The organism is Leucothrix arctica (genome assembly GCF_003172895.1).
Lineage (GTDB): Bacteria > Pseudomonadota > Gammaproteobacteria > Thiotrichales > Thiotrichaceae > Leucothrix > Leucothrix arctica.
Genome location: NZ_QGKL01000029.1, coordinates 271,274 through 292,073, shown reverse-complemented (window position 1 = coordinate 292,073; position 20,800 = coordinate 271,274). Strand labels below are relative to the sequence as shown.

Below are 20,800 nucleotides of genomic sequence, written 5' to 3'. Positions count from 1 at the left end.
CATTTGAACGAGTCTGCAGATCCTTTAGCAAACTGTTTTTATGCGAGTTCAGTCAGTAGTAATGACTTACAGCTCATTTCTTTTGGTTGCTCTAAGCCCATCAATTGCAAGATGGTAGGTGCAAGGTTTCCAAGACCACCACTTGAGCTAACTGTCCAATATACTTGGTCGATTAGTAAGCAAGGTACAGGGTAAACCGTGTGTTGTGTATTTGGCTCTTTGCTGATCGGGTCAACATACTCATCACAATTACCGTGGTCAGCCGTTAAGATCACTGAGTAATCATTTGCGACAGCAGCGTCTAGGACACGACCTACCTCAGTATCCATCGCTTCAACTGCTTTGATGATGGCATCAGGGATCGCTGTGTGACCTACCATGTCGCCATTCGCAAAGTTTACAACGATGAAACCATGCTCTTTTTCATTCAGTGCTCCAACAACCGTATCAGCCACTTCAGCAGCGCTCATTTCTGGGCACTCATCGTATGTTGTTACATCTGGTGACTTGATAACGATACGGTCTTCACCTTCATAAGGCTCTTCTTTTCCACCGTTGAAGAAGAAAGTAACGTGAGCGTATTTCTCTGTTTCAGCACAATGAAGTTGCTTGATGCCTGCTTCACTGATGACCTTAGATAGGCATGTTGCAGGCTCTTCTTTAGCAAAAACGATAGGGCCTGTTAAGACACTATCATACTCAGTCATTGTTGTGAGGCTAACACCTTCAAAATCACCACGATCAAAACCGTCAAATGTTGTTGGTGCTAGTGCGGCAGCCATTTGGCGTGGACGGTCATTACGGAAGTTGAAGAATAAAACAGAGTCATTACTTTGAACCTTTTCTGCGCCATCAATGAAGCAAGGTGTAATGAATTCGTCAGTCTCACCAGCCGCATAGCCCGCTTCCATGACATCCATAGCATTAGCGAAGTTAGGGCCTTGGTGGTTTGCCATTGCTTGCCATGCTTGCTCAGTACGTTCCCAGCGTTGGTCACGGTCCATTGCGTAGAAACGACCACTGACTGATGCGATTTTTCCGCCATTCTTGTCTAGGCAGTCTTGTATGATTTTGATGAAACGCTTACCTGACTTAGGTGACGTGTCACGGCCATCTGTAATCGCATGAATCATTGGCGTTACACCATTCTCAGCACAGATTTCAATTAAAGCGCAAAGGTGGGTGATATGGCTATGAACACCACCGTCAGAAGCTAATCCAATTAAGTGTAAAGGGCGGTTAGCTGATTTCGCTGCTTTGATTGCGTTTAGGATCGTTTCGTCTTTAGCAAAGCTACCATCTTCAATCGCGTCATCAATACGTACCAAGTTTTGCTTGATGATGGTGCCGCAACCAATGGTTAAGTGACCCACTTCAGAGTTACCCATTTGGCCTTCTGGAAGTCCGACAGGGTTACCCGATGCTTGTAGTGTTGTGTGTGTGTTTGAGCCGAAGTAACGATCCAAGTTAGGAGTATTAGCCTCATAAACGGCATTGTTTTGTTTGCTAGGGTTAGTACCAAAGCCATCAAGAATAATCAAAATTGTGTTACGACGAGGAGCAGAAACAGTAGTCACAGTAATAAGCCTTTAAGGGATCACATAAATAGGCCTAGTGTAGATTATTTTGGCTTTTGCTGCACATTAAAGCTTACTTCCTCTTGTCTGATGTTGCGACGGATGCTCTGGCCTTTTGCTAGCATGGAGAGTCTTGTCAAATAACTAATAATAAAATCATGACTCTAGCCGTTTCATATACGCGCACCAACGATGGTGTAAATGCTCCCCAAGTCAGTGTTGAGGTTGATCTTAGTTATGGTTTACCAGGGTTTTCTATTGTTGGATTACCGGAAGCTGCGGTTAAAGAAAGTAAGGATCGAGTACGTTCTGCGATCATTAATTCTGGTTTTGAATTTCCTAATAATCGCATTACTGTCAACCTTGCACCTGCCGATAAGCCAAAGCAAGGTGGGCGTTTTGACTTGCCGATTGCCGTTGGTATTTTGGCAGCGTCACAACAAATTGAACAATCTGCTTTAGATGAATATGAGTTTATCGGCGAGTTAGCGTTAAGTGGTGAATTACGTGTCGTCAGTGCAGTATTGCCAACCGCTTTTGCGGCGCATGGTGAGGGAAGGGCAATTATATTACCGGCTGAAAATGCGAAAGAAGCCGGGATAATTCAGCAGGCAAAAGTACTGCCTTGCCGAAATTTGATTGAAGTAGTCGAGCATCTTAATAACAAAAAACTACTGGATCACTATAAGCGTGCGGATATTAGTCAGCAGGAGAGTAGTTACACCGTCGACTTGTCTGATGTGAAAGGCCAGTTTCAAGCAAAACGAGCATTAGAAATAGCCGCAGCGGGCGGGCACCATTTATTAATGGTGGGGCCTCCAGGTACGGGTAAAACCATGTTGGCGAGTCGCTTACCCACAATTTTGCCAGAGATGACTGAGCAAGAGGCGTTGGAGTCAGCTTCAATTGCGTCGGTGAGTCATCATGGCTTTGATCCAGATGATTGGGCAAGGCGTCCTTTTCGTGAGCCGCATCATACCGCTTCGGCAGTCGCCTTAGTTGGCGGTGGAGCGAAAGTCATGCCGGGTGAAATCTCATTGGCACATCATGGTGTATTGTTTTTAGATGAGTTAACTCAGTTTAAAGGGCCTGTGTTAGAGGTGTTAAGAGAGCCACTAGAGACGGGTAAAATTGTCTTATCGCGTGCGGCACGACAAGCTAATTATCCTGCACAGTTCCAACTCATTGCTGCGATGAACCCATGTCCTCAAGGTTTAGATTGTGACTTGAATACTCAGTGCCAGTGCACGATGGAGCAGCAGCGTCGTTATCGTAAACGACTATCTGCGCCTTTCCTTGATCGCATCGATATACAAATCAATGTTCCGAGAGTGAGTCATGTGGATATGAGTAATGATGAGGACTCAGAAACAAGTCAGCAAGTGAAAGACGTGTGTGTGCAGCTAGAGAAATACAACAGCTGCGTCAGCAGAAACCAAATTATGCATTAGCGGCTAGCCAAATTAAAACGTACTGCGGCTTGTCGAAGGATGATGAAGAGTTACTGGGGATGGTATTAGAGAAGTTTAAACTGTCAGCGAGAGCCAGGCATCGGATATTGAAGGTCGCAAGAACCATTGCGGATCTTGATCAAGCAGAAAACATCGAGACAGCCCACCTGAGTGAAGCTGTCTCGTATCGTGCGATGGATCGATTATTGGCAGCCCAATAGTCGTTTATAGCATTGGCATAACAGCAGTATGATTCAAATGTGCTGCGAGTGCTTTTGGTGTCATGCCGTCACTGTTTTTAGCGTTACGACTTAAGCCTTGAGCAATAAGGTATGACGATGTTTCGGCATGACCGAAACGTGCAGACTCATGTAATGCTGTCCAGCCTTTAGTCGTTAGGGCTCTTTTGTTTGCGCCGCTTGCTAGTAGTAATTTAACGACGTCCAACTGACCCTTTGCTGCAGCTTCGTGCAGAGGCGTCTCGTTAAATTTATCGGTTGCATTAACATCCGCGCCACCACTAATAAGTGACTGGACAACGCCTGTTAAGCCACGAGCAGATGCTTTGTGTAACAAGCTCTCACCGATACTGTCAGATACATTAGATGATGCGCCACCACGTGTCAGTAAGCCTACGATAGCTGCATTACCTGTACGAATAGCCATTTGTATCGGAGTACCTTTGAGTGCTCCAATATTTGCATCTGCGCCATAACGAAGAAGCTCTTGTACAATTGATGTGTGACTTCCTGCAACTGCGGTATGAAGAATACGACCGTCAGGTGTCACTGTATTAGCGTTAGCTTTATATTGTAATAGGGAAGAGGTCAGGCCTTTATTACCACTTACCACTGCGCTATAAAGGACAGTGCCACGTACGCCACGTGAATCTGCGCTTGCGCCATACTCCAGTAATTGTCTAGCAAGAGGTGTGTTGCCTCTCTCAACAGCCATACCTAGCAAGCTGCCTTGATTACTAGAATAGTCAGCATCTGCACCATTCTTAAGTAATAGGTCAACTGTTGGTTGATGGCCTTTCATGATAGCAAGCTGTAGCGGACTTGTGCCGTTGCCGTTTGCTAAATTTGCATTAGCCCCATGCAAAATTAAGCTATCAGCGAACTCGTAATTACCACGACGTATAGCGGTGTATAAAACAGGTTCCCTGTTTGTGCCAGTGTAATTGACATCAGCACCCATTTTTAAGAAACGCTCAGCTTCTTTCATGCTACCCGCATTTAGGTTGTCCGCCATTGCTTTAGATATAACGGGACCACCTGCAGGTCGAGGAGGTACAGCGCGTCGTTGAAGATTACGCTTTTTTGTAGTGTATGTTGGTGCTGCAAAGCCTTTAGGGCTTGCAGCACCAACTGGTGTCGCTGAAGGAGTTGTTCCTGACTCTGTATTATTTGAGTTGTCAGGCGTTATTGCTCCAGCAGTTGAATTTATTGTCGATGATTCACCGCCACATCCAGATAGCACCAGCATAGCTGGTAGTGCGACAGCAGACATGAATCTAAAAAAAATCATGTATGGACCCTTTCCCTAGTAGTCTGTTTTTTAATTGTTTGTTACGCGAGATTTCTGACTGCTTTTTGATCGTAATTTTATAGATTAGCGCCAGCCTTTTGGCGTGTCTTACGAGTAACAAACAGCCAATCTAATATAACGTAATTTATACAGAGGTGTCAGGTATTTGTTATGCGGGAAGTGAGCTATTTTGTGGGTTTTTAGAGCAAAACACCTTCTTGCAGGTAAATTAAGCCATTCATTGCTGCGGCTGTCAGTGTACTACCTCCTTTTGTCCCGGAGACTGTCATACAAGGCGTACCCAACTGTTTGTGGTTATCCCAGAGGTATTGCTTGGCTTTAACTGTATTTAGATAGCCGCGAGGGATGCCGATAATGAGTGCAGGCTTGCCAATTTTATCTTGTTCTAATAGCTCCATTAGTCGTAATAAAGCAGTCTCTTCGTTACCAATTAAAACGATACTTCCTTCTGCGTAACGCTTCCAGTTGTCGACCGATACCATGGCGCGGGTAATCTTGTTTGCCTTGGCTTGAGAAATAACTTTGGGGCGATCAATTAGACAGATAGGTTCTTTGCTTAGGTATTGTTGCTTCAACCCCTCCATGACCATTTTGGAGTCACAAATAATGTTGGCATTTTTCTTAAGTGCAAGTAGTCCGCTTTCAATCGCGGTATCGCTTATATGAGTATCAGGAACAATATTGGTATCGCCATAGGCATAAACCATTCGAACGAGTAACTGCTGTTCATGACTTTTTACGTCATCAAGTTGGAGCGTCTCACGAATACTTTTAATCGATGCTTTTTGGATAAGCTTTGGGTCACGTTCGTACTTAATCATGAGTATGTGCCTATGAAGTATTGCAATGAGAGTGGGTTTTTTGCCAGCAGACGCAGGAGTTTGATGTAATTGTGCTTTTATTGATCAGTTAATGTGCGTTTCTCTGAAAGCATAGTGACATAGTCACGGTCTTACTGTCACTTGCTGACAAGAAGAAAGTCATAGTGTCAGCTTACGACGTCATATTAAAAGTGTTTTAGATTAGTATTTTTTATTGTATTTGATTGTTAATCAGTGACTTAGGTGCGGTATCGAAAAGTTGGCACTCCGATTGCAACTATATATTCATAACTAGTAAGACATGTAGATTGATAATAATAACGAAAAGCCCCGAGATGAGACGGATTACTTAATAATAAAAATAAGATCATCGTCAGTCTCAACCCCTGTGCCCTGACTCTCCCCAGAGAAGGGCACATTTTATTCCTAAGTAAGGATGTTAAATAGTCCTTACTTAATACAGCTTTACCAGCAAGCCCCCGAGATACGAACGGTTTATTAATAACAAAAATAAGACCACCGTCAATCTCAGTATGCGTCTTTTGCTTCCCCCGGCGAAAGACGCTTTTTTTGGTGCGACGCTCAATCCCTGAGCATCTTAATTGCAATGCCAAAGCATCCTTACTTTGTGCCTTGCCTTAGTTCCTTAAGATGTGTGTATCTTAGAGGCTCACTTAGGTTCAAGGCTATCCGCAACCGACTACTTGTCACGAACAAGTTATAAGCAGTAGTGAATACCTACTTATAACACTTGGTCAGGCTTTAAGCGCCTTGCAGACTAGATAAGTCAGCAACCTGTAAAAACAGGGCACGTAGCTCAGTAAGTAATGCTAAGCGGTTGTTTTTCAAGGCTATATCGTCACTCATAATCATCACACCATCAAAGAATGCATCTACTTCTGGGCGAATCGCAGCTAGCGATAACAGTGCTTCTTGGTAGTTATTGCTTGCGAGTAGTGGTTCTAGCTTCGACTGTTGCTGTTTAATGACGTCGTAAAGCGCTGGTTCTTGAGCTTCAATAAACAAATCAACTTTAACTGATTCAGTCACAGGCTCATCTAGTTTCTTAAGAATATTAGCAATACGCTTATTTGCAGCAGCGAGTGGCACAGCTTCTGGCAGCTCTTTAAATACATTAACCGCTTTAACGCGGTGCTCAAACTCAATAGGTGAGCTGATGTTCATTGCTGAAACCGCTTCAACTACATCTGGGCCAACACCTTGATCTTGGTAGTACGCACGTAGCCGCTCCATGATGTACTGGTAAGTTGTGTCGATAGCCGCTTTAGCGTCGACCTTATCTTGCAAGCCAGCAGCCGCAAAGCTAAGAAGATCACGTAAGTCTAGTTTAAGGTCGCCTTCGATAATGATACGCAAAGCCCCCAATGCTGCACGACGAAGTGCAAATGGATCTTTTGTACCGGTTGGCTTTTGACCAATAGCGAAGATACCTAAAATCGTATCTAGCTTATCTGACAGGGAAAGAATCTTACCCGTCATGTACTGAGGAATAGTATCGCCAGCAAAACCAGGCTTGTACTGTTCCTCAAGTGCATAAGCAACAGCTTCTGGCTCGCCATCGCTCAGTGCATAGTAACGGCCCATGATGCCTTGTAAGTCAGTAAACTCATAAACCATGTCACTGCTTAGGTCACACTTACTTAGTTTTGCAGCGCGTACAGCGTGCTCAACGTTTTCGCCAAGTTGTTCAGCAATGTTTCCCGCAAGCAGCGCAACACGTTCTGTCTTTTCAAACAACGTACCAAGCTTTTGTTGGAATACAATTTTCTTAGTCGCTTCACTACGTTCGATCAATGGGATTTTGCAGTCTTGCTCCCAGAAGAATGCCGCATCACTGAAACGAGGCGAGATAACACGCTCATTACCGTCACGCACTACTTCAACATCCGAGCTTTCAATGTTTGAGATAGTGATGAAGTGAGGCATTAATTTGCCATCGGCATCAACCACAGGGAAATACTTCTGGTGATCTTGCATACTGCTGATCAAACATTCTTGAGGAATGTCTAAGAACTTCTCAGGGAAGTTACCGTGAACCGCAACAGGCCATTCGACAAGGTTAGTCACTTCATCAAGCAAGTCAGCGTCGATAACAGCCGTTCCACCTAGCGCAATTGCAGAATCAGTCGCTTGCTGGCGAACACTCTCGCGACGACTTGGTTGGTCAGCCATAACATAAGCTTTCTCCAGCGCTGCAAGGTAGTCCGTTGCTTTGTTTAGAGTGATATTTTCTGGGTGGTGGAAACGATGCCCACGACTGTCACGGCCAGACTGGATACCAAGTACTTCAGCATCAACAATGTCATCGCCTAGTAGGAATACGATCCAATGAACTGGACGCACAAATTCAATGTCACTAGCACCCCAACGCATACGCTTAGCAATCGGCAGTGCCGCTAGCGCTTTGTTTAGCATGTCAGGTAGTAGTGCAGTAGCGGCTAGACCTTTTACTTCTTGCTTGAAGTTAAGGTAAGTACCTTTGCTTGTTTCAATTTGCTGAAGCTGGTCAAACTCAATACCGCAAGAACGCGCAAAACCTTGTGCGGCTTTACTTGGGTTGCCTTCTTTATCAAGTGCTGCTTTTAGAGCAGGGCCGCGTTTTTCAACCAGTTGGTCTGCCTGAAATGCTGCAACGTCTTTCACCATGATCGCTAAACGACGAGGTGATGAGTATGAGGTGACTTCACCATGCTCAAGGTTTGCTTCTTTTAAGCTCGCCGCAAAGTGACTCGTTAATGCTGCTGATAATTTGTTTAGCGTCTTCGGTGGTAGCTCTTCAGTACCAATTTCGATCAGCAAGTCTGCTGTAGTAGTCATTGCTAGATCTCCTTATTTGACGTTGTCAGTTTTAAGCATCGGGAAGCCAAGCTTCTCACGAGAGTCGTAGTAAGCCTGAGCAATACCACGAGACAATGCACGAACACGTAAAATATATCGCTGACGCTCTGTCACAGAAATGGCGTGACGGGCATCTAGCAAGTTGAATACGTGTGAGGCGGTTAGCATCTGCTCATAAGCAGGGAGTGGCAGACCGTCTTCGATCATTGCATTACTGACTTTTTCAGCCTCATCAAACTGATGGAATAGCTCTTCGACGTTAGCCTTTTCGAAGTTGTAAGTAGACTGCTCAACTTCGTTTTGGTGGTAAACATCACCGTAAGTGATGGTACCTTCAGGGCTTTCTGTCCAGACTAGGTCGTAAACGTTTTCAACGTTTTGCACATACATTGCAAGTCGTTCAAGTCCATAAGTTAGTTCACCTGAAACAGGTGTGCAGTCTAGACCACCGACTTGCTGGAAGTAGGTGAACTGTGACACCTCCATACCATTAAGCCAAATCTCCCAACCCAAGCCCCACGCACCTAGCGTTGGTGACTCCCAGTTGTCTTCTACAAAACGGACGTCATGCTTAAGCGGGTCGATGCCGATTGCCTTCAATGAGCCAAGGTATAGCTCTTGAATGTTATCTGGCGAAGGCTTTAGCAGTGTTTGGAACTGATAATAGTGCTGAAGTCTGTTTGGATTCTCACCATAACGGCCATCAGTAGGGCGACGTGAAGGCTGTACATAGGCTGCACGCCATGGCTCAGGGCCAATCGCTCTTAAGAAGGTTGCAGGGTGGAATGTTCCTGCGCCCATTGGCATATCGTAAGGTTGAAGAATGGCACAGCCATGCTTAGCCCAGTAATCCTGAAGAGCGAAGATTTGCCCTTGAAAGGTAGTGACATTATATTCAGACATTTTCAGTGAATTCAGCAGTTTCAGTAAAGGTGAGGATTATACGGTATTTTTGCTGAGGAGTGTTTCTTCGCACTAAATAAAAGAATGGCGCTGAACAGAAAACTGTTAGCGCCCAAAAATCATTTGCATGATTAACTAGTGTAAAGAAGGAGATATTATAACTAGTAATTAAGGGATAAACTTTGTAACTAGTTATGCAATTATTGTACGTTATTTCTCGCCTCAGAAATATACCCAGAGCCGTGATTTAGCCAGTGTTAATAATTTTTAACAAATGGCGTTCACCTTCTAGATACGGGACTTCTAATACTATTTTTTCTACTAATTCATAACCTTTGGGTGTGTAAATTAGTTCTTCTGATGGGTACTGACCCTTCATAGCATAAATAGCGCCTTTGTCCTTAAGGTGCATGCTGCAACCATCAACAAAGTCAGCAATAGAGGCAAATGCACGGCTGATAATAGCGTCAAACTTAGTCTCTGACTGCCATTCGGCGACACGACTTTGCACAACGGAAGCGTTTGGTAAGCCAAGCTCAATAATTGCCTGTTGAATAAAACGCGTCTTTTTACCGTTAGTATCCAGCATGGTGAATTGACGATCAGGCTGAAGAATCGATAATGGAATACCAGGAAGCCCCGCGCCACTGCCAACATCTAAACAGTTTTCCCCATCAATATGTGGAGCGACGACTAAACTGTCAAAAATATGTGCTGGAATCATGTCATTCGGGTTACGAACAGCGGTCAGGTTGTAAGTCTTATTCCAGCGATCTAAAAGCGTGACGTAGTGCTTAAGTTTTTCAATGTGTGCATCAGTAATATCGAGGTCTAGTTTCTCGATACCTAATTTCCAAAGTTTGTCGCTCATGCACTTGCCTTTAGTTGGAGTTGTTTCTTCTTTAAGTGAACGATCAATATTGAAATCGCTGCAGGTGTAACGCCAGGAATACGTGATGCATGGCCAACGGTAACAGGGCGTTGGTCGGTAAATTTCTGACGCACTTCATTAGATAGGCCAGATACTAAGGTGTAATTCAAGTTGTCTGGTATCGCAGTGCCTTCCTGTTTTAGTTGTTTATCCACTTCAAGCTGCTGGCGTTCGATATAACCCGCATACTTAATTTGCACTTCTACTTGCTCGGCTATAGCTTCGTTTTCAACCATTGGGCCGGCACTTTCGATGCTACGAAGACTGTTGTAAGTCACATCAGGGCGGCGTATTAGCTCATCCATATGGTACTCGCGACTTAGTTTACCTTTGAATATCTGCTCGCTCTGCTCATCAGTTATTTGAGAAGGGTGAATGCAAGTACCACGTACGCGTTGCAACTCTTTCTCTACCTGCTCTCTTTTCTCGCTAAACAAGCGCCAGCGATTTTCATCAACCAAGCCCAAGTTATAGCCGATCTCAGTCAAACGTAAGTCAGCATTATCTTCACGTAACAATAGACGGTGTTCAGCACGACTAGTGAACATGCGATAAGGTTCTTGAGTTCCACAAGTAATAAGGTCATCTACCAGTACGCCGATATATGCTTCGTTACGTTTTGGTGTCCAAGCTTCTTTGCCTTGCACGAGTAGCCCGGCATTTAAACCCGCCAGTAAGCCTTGTGCGCCGGCTTCTTCGTAACCAGTGGTTCCGTTAATTTGACCAGCAAAGAACAATCCATTAATAAACTTAGTTTCTAAGCTTGGCTTTAGGTCTCTAGGGTCAAAGAAGTCATACTCAATCGCATAACCAGGGCGAGTAATGTGTGCATTTTCAAAGCCAACCATCGAGCGCACAAACTCTAACTGCACGTCGAACGGTAAGCTTGTTGATATACCGTTAGGATAGATCTCGTATGTATTTAAGCCTTCTGGCTCAATGAAGATTTGGTGGCTCGATTTATCAGCAAAGCGAACAACTTTATCCTCAATAGATGGACAATAACGAGGACCAATTCCTTCAATGACGCCTGAATACATTGGCGAGCGATCTAGGGAGCCAAGGATGATGTCGTGTGTCTTTTGGTTGGTATGTGTAATGTGGCAAGAAATTTGTTTTGGGTGTTCAGCTCGGCTACCAATATATGAAAATACTGGTGTTGGTGTGTCACCCGGCTGCTCTTGAAGATTCGTATAATCAATCGAGCGCGCATCAATACGGGGTGGCGTACCTGTTTTCAGGCGCTCAACACGAAACGGTAATTCTCTTAGGCGATCAGCTAATGCAATAGACGGAGGGTCTCCTGCACGTCCACCTGAATGATTTTCCATGCCGATATGGATCTTTCCGCCAAGGAATGTACCCACGGTTAGTACGACCGCTTTTGCTCTGAACTTGACGCCCATCTGTGAGATAACACCGACGACAGTGTCATTTTCAACCATTAAGTCGTCTGCCGATTGCATGAATACATCTAGGTTTTCTTGATTAAGGACAATGTCCATAATCGCTGCTTTATAAAGGACGCGATCTGCTTGAGCACGTGTCGCACGTACTGCGGGACCTTTACGTGCATTAAGTGTTCTAAACTGAATACCACCACGGTCAGCGGCATGACCCATAGCACCGCCTAAAGCATCAATTTCTTTAACCAAGTGACCTTTACCAATACCACCAATGGCAGGGTTACAGCTCATTTGGCCGATGGTTTCGATGTTGTGGGTAAGTAATAGTGTGCTTTGTCCCATGCGTGCAGCTGCAAGAGCAGCTTCCGTTCCGGCATGGCCGCCACCGACAACGATTACATCATAATTTTTTGGGTATAACATGGGAGTGTATCCAGCGAGTGTCTAAGTAACTCACTAGTATAGCAAATTTACCAGGGGGGCTGGCAAGGTGGTTTGACCGTGACGCAAGCTAAAAACAGGCTGAGTCAGGTATTCTTGTAAATCTTCTTGGTTGTTCATGGCCGTATCGTGGTCAATGGCTTCAACTTGGTTGAGTATTACCGCTAAAAGATTTAAATCGCGATTCTGCATAGCCTCGTGAGTCATAAGGATATGATTCATGCAGCCAAGGCGATTATTAGCCACTAAAACGATGGGCAGTTTCAGTTTGCTGGCTAAGTCCGCATTTAGGCCATCTTCGACTAGAGGAGAATAAAAACCACCAGCGCCTTCTACGTAAAGAAAGTCATCGTGTTGTAAATTGTCGAGGCATTGCTTTGCTACTTTATCTAAAGACAAAGACTGATTAACCATGCGAGCAGCTCGAACAGGAGAGAGCGGAGCAGGGAAGCGGTTGGGGCAAATAGTATCGAGTTGATCTAGTTTATTTGCAGCATTAGCTAAATGCCAAGCGTCTGTTGATGTGACTTTATCTATGTTTGTAGGCCAGCCAGATTCTATTGGCTTGCGTGGTTGCAGCTTTGCACCTTTTTCAATCAACGCTTGAACGATTAATCTACCGACCCATGTTTTACCAACATCCGTATCAGTACCGGTTACAAAAAGCCCTTTCATTATAGCTTTTGACCTATGCGCTTAGGCTCTCCCAGGATGATCATTTTTGCCTTTCCAATCACGTCAGCTCTATCAACCAGCCCAAAAAAGCGGCCATCATTACTGTTGTCACGGTTGTCCCCAAGTACGAAAAGCTTATCCTCTGGAATAGTGATTTCTTGCATATAGCGGGAAAAAGGCCTTTGCACAAAATTATTATCAAGGTAGGTCTGGTTGATGATTTTATCATTCACATAAACATTGAAGTTTTCTATGCGAACAGTGTCACCTCCAAGTCCTATCAAGCGTTTAACGTAATTTACTTCCTTGTTTTTTGGGTACAAGAAAATAATAACGTCATTAATTTGAGGCTCTTGCTCGTTGTAGATACGAGTGGAAACAAAAATATTATCACCGGGAACCAGTGTTGGCTGCATTGAGCCACTAGGGATTCTAAATATTTCAAACCCTAATACACGACCACGAAAGGTGTCTGATGCGGTGTTGTAAGGATTAAGTTGATATTTTGCGCCGGAAGTCACTGCTGCTGAAATGATTACAATTCCAATCAGCCAGTAACGTAGCTTAATTCCCATCATATAAGGCTTGTGCAGAAGTACATTGCTGCCGCTCTCTTTGTTGTTATGGCTGTGTTTAGTAAGGCAGAGGGGCGCCAATAAGGCGAAGTGCAGCACTAGCGTTTACTAAGCCATTGCCAAACTCTTGGTCCCAGCCTTCCCGACCCAGATCGATAGTTGTCAGGTTTAGTTGCTCTGAAGGGTACTGGTGTTGGTACGACTTCAGTAATGCGAGAACACCTGAAAGATGCGCTGCAGCCATTGAAGTACCTGTTGAAATTTGGAATTTGCCTTGTGGTGCTAGTGTGAGTATCCCAACACCAGGTGCCGCGATATCAATAAAGCGGCCTCGATCAGCCTGTGCAAATAATCGCTGATTACGATCTACGGCGGTTACACCGATTACACCTTCTATGACTGCAGGGTAAACAGTGCTGCCCACTTTTCCTTTATTTCCACCGGCTGCAACAACAGTGATGCCGCGCTGGATAGCATTTAGAATGATTGATTCAACAAATTTGTCGCGTCCACCAGTAAAGCTGAGGTTTAAAATATCGACTTTCTTTTGGATGCAGTAAGCGATTGCAGCAACAATATCTGTTGATTTTCCTCTAAGTGCTTTCGGGTGTCCGGGTCTGGATGAAAAAGCACTAACAGATAGTAACTTTGCTTCAGGTGCTACACCAATCTGAGGGTCTTTACTGACTAAAATACCTGCAATAGATGTCCCGTGTACACGACTTTCAGTTGTTTTTGGGTCGGCAATAAGGTGCTGTTCTATGTTTACGCCACGTAGTGCAGGGTGACGAATATCTACAGGCGTATCAACCATGCCTATAGTAATGCCTCTTCCGCGCGACACCTGTTGAGCTCTACCAACGCCTGTTTGAGCAAGCGGGTAATTTAATTTAGGTGGGGAAACTGAGGTATTGTTAGCTGCTAAGGAGTAATAGTTATTAGTATTAGCAACGAAGTCTTTTTCAACCTTGTTAATGTCTTCCATTAGATCTAGTGGGTTTTGACCTAATGTATCAGCAATAATAACGCCTTTTCTTAGTGCGCCAATCGCCATACCTGATTTACGTTTAAGCTTGTACTTTTCCGTAATTGCTTCTATTTCTTTTCTCTTCAGGCCAAAGTCATAAACTAAAAGGATCTCATCTTTTACGAAATCATTACGTTTAGGTTTAATGGCTTTAGGTGGAGTGATAATAGTTAACGGAGGAGCAATTTGATAAATTGGCAGGAAGCCGTAATAATTAATATTATTATTGCGTTGTGTGAAGTGAGTGCGTTGTGGTCCTGCTGCTGTATTAGCAGGAAGGTTCATTAGCGTTGAATGTGTATGAATCTCACCACTATTATGAGCAAATAGTGGTGTAGAAACTAAGCAGCTAATACCAAATGCAAAGACAGTAGTAAAAACACGGTTAGAAAGTAGATTCTTCACCAATGAATTGGATGACTCCATGTTTTTTCGACAGCTCATTCTTTAGTTCCTGAAGTTCTATGTTCGATAATTTCTTATTAACGCGAACTCGGTAGTATCCACTAGCACTAGGTAAAAGGTCAATTTTAACATCACTTGATAAGCTAGTAATGCCATCAAGTCTAATATGACCTTGCATACCAATTATTAGAACGGTTCCACCTTCTACTGCTACGTTTTGCACAGGGTCATTTACGACCTGAGTGTCAGCACTAGCAGTATAGTATTCACCTTCAGCTTCCATATTAACAGATGGAACGATGAAGAACACTAGTAGGCCTAGTTGAACGACAGTTAGTGCAGCAAAGACAGCATATGTGAAGCTGTGTGAGCTACTTGCTAATAAGTCATCAAACTTAGCTTTTAATTGTGCGAAGAAGCTCTGTTTTGCCTCGGTTGCAACCGCTGCTTTTTTAGCAACAACTGGCTTAGTTGCTGCTTGAGTACCTTCTAATAGGTCAATCTTAGCCAGTACACCGTCAAGGCGACTTTGACTATCTTCAAATAATGACTGATCTAGAAGCGTTTTATCTTCCTTGATAAGTGCAGTCATTGATTTTTCGATTGCAAGTTGCTCTCTTAAAGAAGGATCTTCTTTCAGGGCACTTTCGACCATATTCTTTTCGTCATCAGATAACTTGCCAAGGTTATACCAAGCTAGCAAATTGATGACTTCTTGCTTTGTTGTCGTCTTCATATAAGTTGACCTAGAGATTCCCTTTCTGAGTGAGTATCTCTTTCAAATGCTTTCTCGCATAAAACATGCGTGTTTTAACTGTTCCTTCTGATATGTCTAAAGTCAGTGCAACTTCTTTTACGGAAAGCTCTTTGAAATACACCAGTTCTAATACTTCACGGTGTTTATCACTTAGCTGTCCAAGTTGCTTAACCAACGAACTGTTCGTTTGGCTGAGTTCTAGCTCTTCATCGGGCCTTAAAGCAGTGTCTTCCATATTAATTGCTGCTGTGTCGTCTTCAAGGAGGATTTCCTTGTTCTTACGCAGATAGCCGATTAATCGGAAACGCATTATGGAGTACATCCATGTTGACGGAAGAGACTTACCTGCAAAATTACCTGCAGACTTCCAAATCTCTATCATTGCTTCGTCAACAATGTCCGCTGCTAATGCTACGTCGTTTTTTAGAACGCGTGTGCAATATTTCAAAAAGCGCGGTTGGTACTTCAAGTACAGCGTTGAAAAGGCATTTCGATCACCCGCGTCTATAAGCTTTAGTAGCTCAGTGTCTTCGGTACGATCATCCGTCTTCGGATTATTTTTATTCTCTTTCAGCACTGCTTTCAGTCGTGTAGTAGTTATGGATTGACATAAAGTTCATTTCAATTCGTATCATCTATTGGGAAGAAGTGTTGAGTAGCCCACTCATCAATTATTAGGTTTCTGTTCGTTAGTCTAGTAGCCGATCAGTTCGACTCTTTCACGACAGAAAAGAAATTAATTTAACATATTTTTGAACCGAATAATTAACTGCTCCCACTCAATGGGTACATTCGGAAGGATAATAGGTCGAATCACTAATATCCCAAATCACCGAATAGTACAGTTTTATTCATTGGATTACATCAGTCGAATGAATACATCATCTCCCTCGCAACTTTCAGCGGACCTTTGGTTCGCTTTTTTTTTGCCTGCATAGCGACTACAATCCCCCATTCTCTAATGAAACCGGACGTCGTCTATGTCTAGTCAGTCGATCAGTATTGGGTTTGTGATGGATCCCATCGAATCAATCAAGCCTTACAAAGATAGCTCATTTGCCATGATGCTAGAAGCTCAACGTCGCGGTTGGGATGTTCATTATATACAGCAGTCAGATATGTACGTTGAGGGTGGTGATGTTTTTTGCCGTAGCCAAACAGTAACGCTACACGACAATAATGATCATTGGTTTGATTACATCGAAGCACACACTCAAAAGATGGGTGACCTAGATTGCGTAATAATGCGTAAAGATCCTCCTTTTGATATGGAGTACATTTATAGTACTTACTTACTAGAGCTAGCAGAGAAGCAGGGATGCTTGGTCTTAAATAAGCCTTCTAGTATTCGCAGTTGCAATGAAAAGCTATTCACTACTTGGTTTCCTGACTTTGCACCTGAAACATTGGTTAGTCGTGATATGGGGCTAATTAAAGCGTTCCATGAGAAACATAAGCATATTGTTGTGAAGCCGCTGGATGGGATGGGTGGTTCAATGATTTTCCAGATACGTGAAGGTGATCAAAACCGTAGCGTGATACTCGAAACCATTACTCATCAAGGGACTGTGACGGCAATGGCCCAACGCTTTTTACCTGAATTTAAACAGGGTGATAAAAGAATTTTGTTGGTCGACGGCGTACCCTTTGACTATGCTCTGGCTAGAATACCTGCAGAAGGTGAGAGCCGAGGGAACTTGGCGGCAGGTGCGACCTCTAAGGGTGTAGCGCTCACAGAAAGAGATAGAGAAATTTGTGCTGCTGTTGGTCCAACACTTAAAGAGATGGGGCTAAGCTTCGTTGGTTTAGACGTTATAGGTGACTATATGACAGAAATTAATGTCACTAGTCCGACCTGTATACGTGAGTTGGATACAATTTACTCGGCCAATATCGCGGGTATGTTAATGGATGTGGTAGAGAAGAAATTGGAGAATGTAGTATGAGAGCACGTGTTAAATGGTTAGACCATATGAGTTTTGTTGGCGAGTCAGGCAGTGGTCACTCCGTTGTCATGGATGGTTCACCTGAAGTAGGTGGGCGCGACCTTGGTATTCGTCCAATGGAGATGTTATTGCTTGGCCTTGGAGGCTGTGCGTCATTTGACGTTGTTTTGATCTTGCAAAAAGCACGTCAAAACATAACTGACTGTCAGGTTGAAGTCAGTGCAGAACGATCAGACACAGTGCCTAAAGTATTCACCAAAATACATCTTCAATTTACCGTAGAAGGGAGTGATCTATCAGAGGCGCGTGTCTCGCGAGCGGTGAGCCTTTCTGCAGAAAAATATTGTTCGGCCTCTAAAATGTTAGAGAAAGCGGCTGAGATTACACATGGTTACACTATTAAAAAAGCTGGAGAATAGAATTATTTGTTTGTAGTTTAATCAAGTTGTCCAATATTTAATTTTATTTAGAACGTTTTTTGAGCGTCAGACGCTTTTAATTGGAGCTTTCTTAATGGAGTTGCTATGTTTGAGGCTTGTGTCATCTTTTGTGTTAAAAATTTTTGAAGAGTCTCTAATACCCAATTTGAAGGCTTTCAAGGAAACAGACCGATATGGATTTATTTGCTCAATCTGAACATCACTCAAAGCTGCTGGAAACGCTGTATCCCGAGATTAAGCGGTTAGCAGCAATACAGATGTCGCGAGAGCGTTCGAATCATACGTTATGCCCAACAGCATTGGTGAACGAAGCTTACTTAAAGATGAGCTCTGAAGAGGGTATGATTTTTAATGATAAGCAGCACTTTTTAGCAGTATGTGGAAACTGTGTAAGACAAATATTGGTCTCTCATGCGAGAACTAAAAACGCAGCAAAGCGAGGTGGCGGACAAGTACCAGTCACTTTAATAGAAGGTATTGATGACTTCCAAGCTGAAACAGACATGGATGTTCTGTTATTGGATGAGTTACTAATACGCTTAGAAACATTGGATCCTGTACAAGTAAAAGTCGTTGAATTGCGATTCTTTTCTGGTATGAGTAATGAAGAAATTTCCGATGTTCTTGAGATATCCCTATCAACCGTAAAGCGCAAATGGACTATGGCTAAGGCATGGCTGTACAAGGAAATGAACCAGTAAAACCTGGTTATTTCGCTGAAATTGAAGATTTATTCTTCGACGCGCTGGATCTACCCCTCAATCAGCGTGACACTTGGCTTCAAGCAAAGTGTGAAGGGCGAGATGAGATATACACGGAAGTTCAAACTCTATTAGAGGCTCACGTCTCTTCAGAAGATTTTCTTTCAGAGTCACCCGATCTGACTGGTATTGCTGCCTGTCCGGATTTGTCTGGGCGTCGTTTGGGTAGTTACCAAGTTGTCGAAGAGATTGCAAAAGGTGGGATGGGGCGTGTCTATTCCGCAGACCGTGTAGACGGTGAATATCAGCAACGAGTCGCCGTCAAAGTGGTTGAGCTAGGTAATGTTGAAGCCGATCTGTTTCGTCGAGAGCGTCAAACACTAGCGAATCTTGAGCACCCTAATATTGTGACATTACTTGATGGTGGGACGTTGGAAGAGGGTTTTCCCTACCTAGTAATGGAGCTTGTTGAAGGAAAGGCAATAGACCTTTATAACATCGCTAAAGGTTTGGATAAACGAGGCATTATTGAGCTGTTTTGCACGCTGTGTGAGGTGACGAACCAAGCACATCAACAGGGTGTTATTCACTGTGACTTAAAGCCTGCCAACATATTAGTAACTGAAAATGGTATTTTGAAGTTGCTTGATTTCGGTATCTCTCAGTCATTGATCAGAACGCAAGACCGCCAAAAAGACGAGGTTCAGTCGCAAGCACTGACACCTGAATACGCGAGTCCTCAACGACAAGAACACTTACCTCCCCATGTTACTGATGATGTTTATAGTCTAGGTATTATTCTCGGACAGTTACTGATCGGAGGTGCATTACCGAGAATTGCAACAGAGTTACTGGTTAAGAAGCGTTACAAACAAACTAATATTGAACAGCTGCTAGCGTTAATAGATTCGCGTGAGTTGCGGATGATTATTAAGAAAGCGACCTCAGAAGCGCCAAGTGATCGATATCAAAGCGCGCAACTGTTAGCTGCTGATTTACAGAACTGGTTACATGAACGACCTGTTGAAGCGGTCAGTGGGGGAAAAAATTGGCAACTATACACCGTTACAAAAAACCTCAGTAGAAATAGAAATTTCTGGGCTTCTTTATTGGCTTTTGCCCTATTTGCTGGCGCCGGGTCTTATTACTGGAGTGAGCATAAAGCCTTTGAGTTTAATGCCGATGCAGCCGCTGCAGCAAAGCAAGTAAGCACAGATCTGGCGGAAGTACTGAGTCGTACTCAACCTTCTATTGATATTCAGGCTGAGCTAACGGGTTTGGCGATTAAAAATATTACTAAAACAGTTGAGGCGGCGCCGAACAATATACCCGCTGCTTTCGTTCTGTCAGATGGTTATGTGCGCCTTGCTCAGTTAGAAGGCCATCCACTCTACCTTAGTCGCGAATTTAATATTGATGCGCTCGGTTATTTAGGTGGTGCGATTGAGCAACTGGGTCAAATTAAGTCTTACATGCAGGAAAGTGGGATTGAAGGTGTAATAGGTGAGTCAGTGGATGACTCAATTAATCGAGCTTTAGTCGATGTTCATCTGTTGCGTGCGAAGCGACTGGTTGCAGAGATTGAAACATATACCAGTTCTCGGCCTCGTGGTCTTGAGAAGATTCGCCAGCTTGAACAAGATTTTGAAGCGATTCCTTTTGATTCAAAAGGGCGTAGTTATGTTATCGATTACACGCAAGACTTGTTGTATTTTTCCCAAGCTAATTTATTGGCAAAAAACTTTGCCGGAGCCGAAGTCTTTCTAGATAAAGCTTTTGAGCTGATTACTCGAGTGTCTGCTATTCCTATGCCACCTAAAAGGAGTAAAGAGGATGAAGAGAAGTACTTAGAAGGTTTGAGTGAGTCAGCATTAGGCAAAGAGATTGAAAGGAAAGAAAGGCTTGATAGATCTACAAAAGAAGCGTTGAAAGAAATAAGTTTCTTGAGAGCTTTTTATCGTGAGCAACGTGGTTATATCGCCTTAAAATCAAATAACTTAGCGGCAGCACTTCGAGAATATCAGCGGGTGCGCTTGAGAGAAGAGTCATCCGATACACGTATGATTTCATTAGTGAATCGGGTTGAGAGTATGCAGGCCTGTATTGCGCTATCTCAAGGCGATGCTGTGACCGCTCAGTCATTGAGAGATAAGGTGTTACTCAGGGGTGAAGAGTTATTAGAAAAACACCCTAGTGCAAGACGCCTGGAAGACCGTAACCGACGTTTATCAAATGAGAAATTAACATTAGAGCAACAGTTAGATTGTGAAAACCCAGAGTTAATAGTGTTTCCGTTACGTGCTGTTTCTATTGAAAGTGACTAGGAAATTACTA

The 20,800-nt window shown here is 43.6% G+C and carries 18 protein-coding genes; 6 read left to right on the top strand and 12 right to left on the bottom strand.

Translation table 11 applies throughout. From position 1 onward, the window contains the following. Nucleotides 1-38 precede the first annotated feature (38 nt). Complete coding sequence (gene gpmI, locus DKT75_RS10435) at nt 39-1,577, bottom strand: 2,3-bisphosphoglycerate-independent phosphoglycerate mutase (protein ID WP_109823364.1); 1,539 nt, start codon at nt 1,575-1,577, stop codon at nt 39-41. Between the two features lie 158 nt (nt 1,578-1,735). Here gpmI and DKT75_RS10430 point away from each other — a divergent pair, with 158 nt between their 5' ends. Both DKT75_RS10430 and DKT75_RS22505 read left to right on the top strand, forming a co-directional pair. Next, nucleotides 1,736-3,028 (top strand): YifB family Mg chelatase-like AAA ATPase, encoded by a 1,293-nt coding sequence (locus tag DKT75_RS10430; protein WP_109823363.1) that lies wholly within the window; start codon nt 1,736-1,738, stop codon nt 3,026-3,028. Next, nucleotides 2,971-3,249 carry a magnesium chelatase subunit ChlI family protein gene (locus tag DKT75_RS22505; protein WP_109823362.1) on the top strand — a complete coding sequence of 93 codons (279 nt, stop codon included), beginning with the start codon at nt 2,971-2,973 and terminating at the stop codon, nt 3,247-3,249. Before DKT75_RS10430 ends, DKT75_RS22505 begins: the two co-directional genes overlap by 58 nt. A gap of 4 nt (nt 3,250-3,253) precedes the next feature. Here DKT75_RS22505 and DKT75_RS10420 read toward each other — a convergent pair whose 3' ends face one another. From DKT75_RS10420 to DKT75_RS10370, 11 genes are all read right to left on the bottom strand, one after another. Next, nucleotides 3,254-4,558, bottom strand: coding sequence for an ankyrin repeat domain-containing protein (locus DKT75_RS10420; protein WP_109823361.1), 1,305 nt, complete (start codon nt 4,556-4,558; stop codon nt 3,254-3,256). A 200-nt stretch (nt 4,559-4,758) separates the two neighbouring features. Continuing rightward, on the bottom strand, nt 4,759-5,400 hold the full coding sequence (locus DKT75_RS10415; RefSeq protein ID WP_109823360.1) for a precorrin-8X methylmutase: 642 nt from the start codon (nt 5,398-5,400) through the stop codon (nt 4,759-4,761). A gap of 762 nt (nt 5,401-6,162) precedes the next feature. Then, nucleotides 6,163-8,238: a glycine--tRNA ligase subunit beta gene (gene glyS, locus DKT75_RS10410; protein WP_109823359.1), complete on the bottom strand. Its 2,076-nt coding sequence runs from the start codon at nt 8,236-8,238 to the stop codon at nt 6,163-6,165. A 12-nt stretch (nt 8,239-8,250) separates the two neighbouring features. Then, nucleotides 8,251-9,162, bottom strand: coding sequence for a glycine--tRNA ligase subunit alpha (gene glyQ / locus DKT75_RS10405; protein WP_109823358.1), 912 nt, complete (start codon nt 9,160-9,162; stop codon nt 8,251-8,253). A 247-nt stretch (nt 9,163-9,409) separates the two neighbouring features. Then, nucleotides 9,410-10,033: a 16S rRNA (guanine(527)-N(7))-methyltransferase RsmG gene (rsmG, locus tag DKT75_RS10400; RefSeq protein ID WP_109823357.1), complete on the bottom strand. Its 624-nt coding sequence runs from the start codon at nt 10,031-10,033 to the stop codon at nt 9,410-9,412. Beyond that, nucleotides 10,030-11,922, bottom strand: coding sequence for a tRNA uridine-5-carboxymethylaminomethyl(34) synthesis enzyme MnmG (gene mnmG, locus DKT75_RS10395; protein ID WP_109823356.1), 1,893 nt, complete (start codon nt 11,920-11,922; stop codon nt 10,030-10,032). The genes rsmG and mnmG overlap by 4 nt, the downstream gene beginning before the upstream one ends. A 33-nt stretch (nt 11,923-11,955) precedes the next feature. After that, nucleotides 11,956-12,615, bottom strand: coding sequence for a dethiobiotin synthase (gene bioD, locus DKT75_RS10390; RefSeq protein ID WP_109823355.1), 660 nt, complete (start codon nt 12,613-12,615; stop codon nt 11,956-11,958). Beyond that, nucleotides 12,615-13,193, bottom strand: a complete 579-nt coding sequence (gene lepB / locus DKT75_RS10385; protein WP_109823354.1) for a signal peptidase I — start codon at nt 13,191-13,193, stop codon at nt 12,615-12,617. Before lepB ends, bioD begins: the two co-directional genes overlap by 1 nt. 55 nt (nt 13,194-13,248) lie before the next feature. Then, nucleotides 13,249-14,661: a S8 family serine peptidase gene (locus DKT75_RS10380; protein ID WP_109823353.1), complete on the bottom strand. Its 1,413-nt coding sequence runs from the start codon at nt 14,659-14,661 to the stop codon at nt 13,249-13,251. After that, nucleotides 14,603-15,358: a hypothetical protein gene (locus tag DKT75_RS10375; RefSeq protein WP_109823352.1), complete on the bottom strand. Its 756-nt coding sequence runs from the start codon at nt 15,356-15,358 to the stop codon at nt 14,603-14,605. The genes DKT75_RS10380 and DKT75_RS10375 overlap by 59 nt, the downstream gene beginning before the upstream one ends. Before the next feature lie 10 nt (nt 15,359-15,368). Next, a complete protein-coding gene (locus DKT75_RS10370; RefSeq protein WP_245923171.1) occupies nt 15,369-15,956 on the bottom strand; it encodes a sigma-70 family RNA polymerase sigma factor in 588 nt (195 codons plus the stop codon). A gap of 403 nt (nt 15,957-16,359) precedes the next feature. Between DKT75_RS10370 and gshB the strand changes: the two genes are divergently transcribed. From gshB to DKT75_RS10350, 4 genes are all read left to right on the top strand, one after another. Then, nucleotides 16,360-17,325, top strand: a complete 966-nt coding sequence (gshB, locus tag DKT75_RS10365) for a glutathione synthase (RefSeq protein WP_109823350.1) — start codon at nt 16,360-16,362, stop codon at nt 17,323-17,325. Next, on the top strand, nt 17,322-17,744 hold the full coding sequence (locus DKT75_RS10360; protein ID WP_109823349.1) for an OsmC family protein: 423 nt from the start codon (nt 17,322-17,324) through the stop codon (nt 17,742-17,744). Before gshB ends, DKT75_RS10360 begins: the two co-directional genes overlap by 4 nt. A 194-nt stretch (nt 17,745-17,938) precedes the next feature. Further along, nucleotides 17,939-18,466, top strand: coding sequence for an ECF-type sigma factor (locus tag DKT75_RS10355; RefSeq protein ID WP_109823348.1), 528 nt, complete (start codon nt 17,939-17,941; stop codon nt 18,464-18,466). Continuing rightward, nucleotides 18,439-20,790: a serine/threonine-protein kinase gene (locus tag DKT75_RS10350; protein WP_109823347.1), complete on the top strand. Its 2,352-nt coding sequence runs from the start codon at nt 18,439-18,441 to the stop codon at nt 20,788-20,790. The genes DKT75_RS10355 and DKT75_RS10350 overlap by 28 nt, the downstream gene beginning before the upstream one ends. Nucleotides 20,791-20,800: the final 10 nt, after the last annotated feature.

Bases quoted from the DNA above. Each gene is read 5' to 3' on its own strand.
- DKT75_RS10430 (WP_109823363.1), top strand. From the start codon at position 1,736: ATGACTCTAGCCGTTTCATATACGCGCACCAACGATGGTGTAAATGCT.
- DKT75_RS10420 (WP_109823361.1), bottom strand. From the start codon at position 4,558: ATGATTTTTTTTAGATTCATGTCTGCTGTCGCACTACCAGCTATGCTG.
- DKT75_RS10415 (WP_109823360.1), bottom strand. From the start codon at position 5,400: ATGATTAAGTACGAACGTGACCCAAAGCTTATCCAAAAAGCATCGATT.
- glyS (WP_109823359.1), bottom strand. From the start codon at position 8,238: ATGACTACTACAGCAGACTTGCTGATCGAAATTGGTACTGAAGAGCTA.
- glyQ (WP_109823358.1), bottom strand. From the start codon at position 9,162: ATGTCTGAATATAATGTCACTACCTTTCAAGGGCAAATCTTCGCTCTT.
- rsmG (WP_109823357.1), bottom strand. From the start codon at position 10,033: ATGAGCGACAAACTTTGGAAATTAGGTATCGAGAAACTAGACCTCGAT.
- mnmG (WP_109823356.1), bottom strand. From the start codon at position 11,922: ATGTTATACCCAAAAAATTATGATGTAATCGTTGTCGGTGGCGGCCAT.
- bioD (WP_109823355.1), bottom strand. From the start codon at position 12,615: ATGAAAGGGCTTTTTGTAACCGGTACTGATACGGATGTTGGTAAAACA.
- lepB (WP_109823354.1), bottom strand. From the start codon at position 13,193: ATGATGGGAATTAAGCTACGTTACTGGCTGATTGGAATTGTAATCATT.
- DKT75_RS10380 (WP_109823353.1), bottom strand. From the start codon at position 14,661: ATGAGCTGTCGAAAAAACATGGAGTCATCCAATTCATTGGTGAAGAAT.
- DKT75_RS10375 (WP_109823352.1), bottom strand. From the start codon at position 15,358: ATGAAGACGACAACAAAGCAAGAAGTCATCAATTTGCTAGCTTGGTAT.
- gshB (WP_109823350.1), top strand. From the start codon at position 16,360: ATGTCTAGTCAGTCGATCAGTATTGGGTTTGTGATGGATCCCATCGAA.
- DKT75_RS10360 (WP_109823349.1), top strand. From the start codon at position 17,322: ATGAGAGCACGTGTTAAATGGTTAGACCATATGAGTTTTGTTGGCGAG.
- DKT75_RS10355 (WP_109823348.1), top strand. From the start codon at position 17,939: ATGGATTTATTTGCTCAATCTGAACATCACTCAAAGCTGCTGGAAACG.
- DKT75_RS10350 (WP_109823347.1), top strand. From the start codon at position 18,439: ATGGCTGTACAAGGAAATGAACCAGTAAAACCTGGTTATTTCGCTGAA.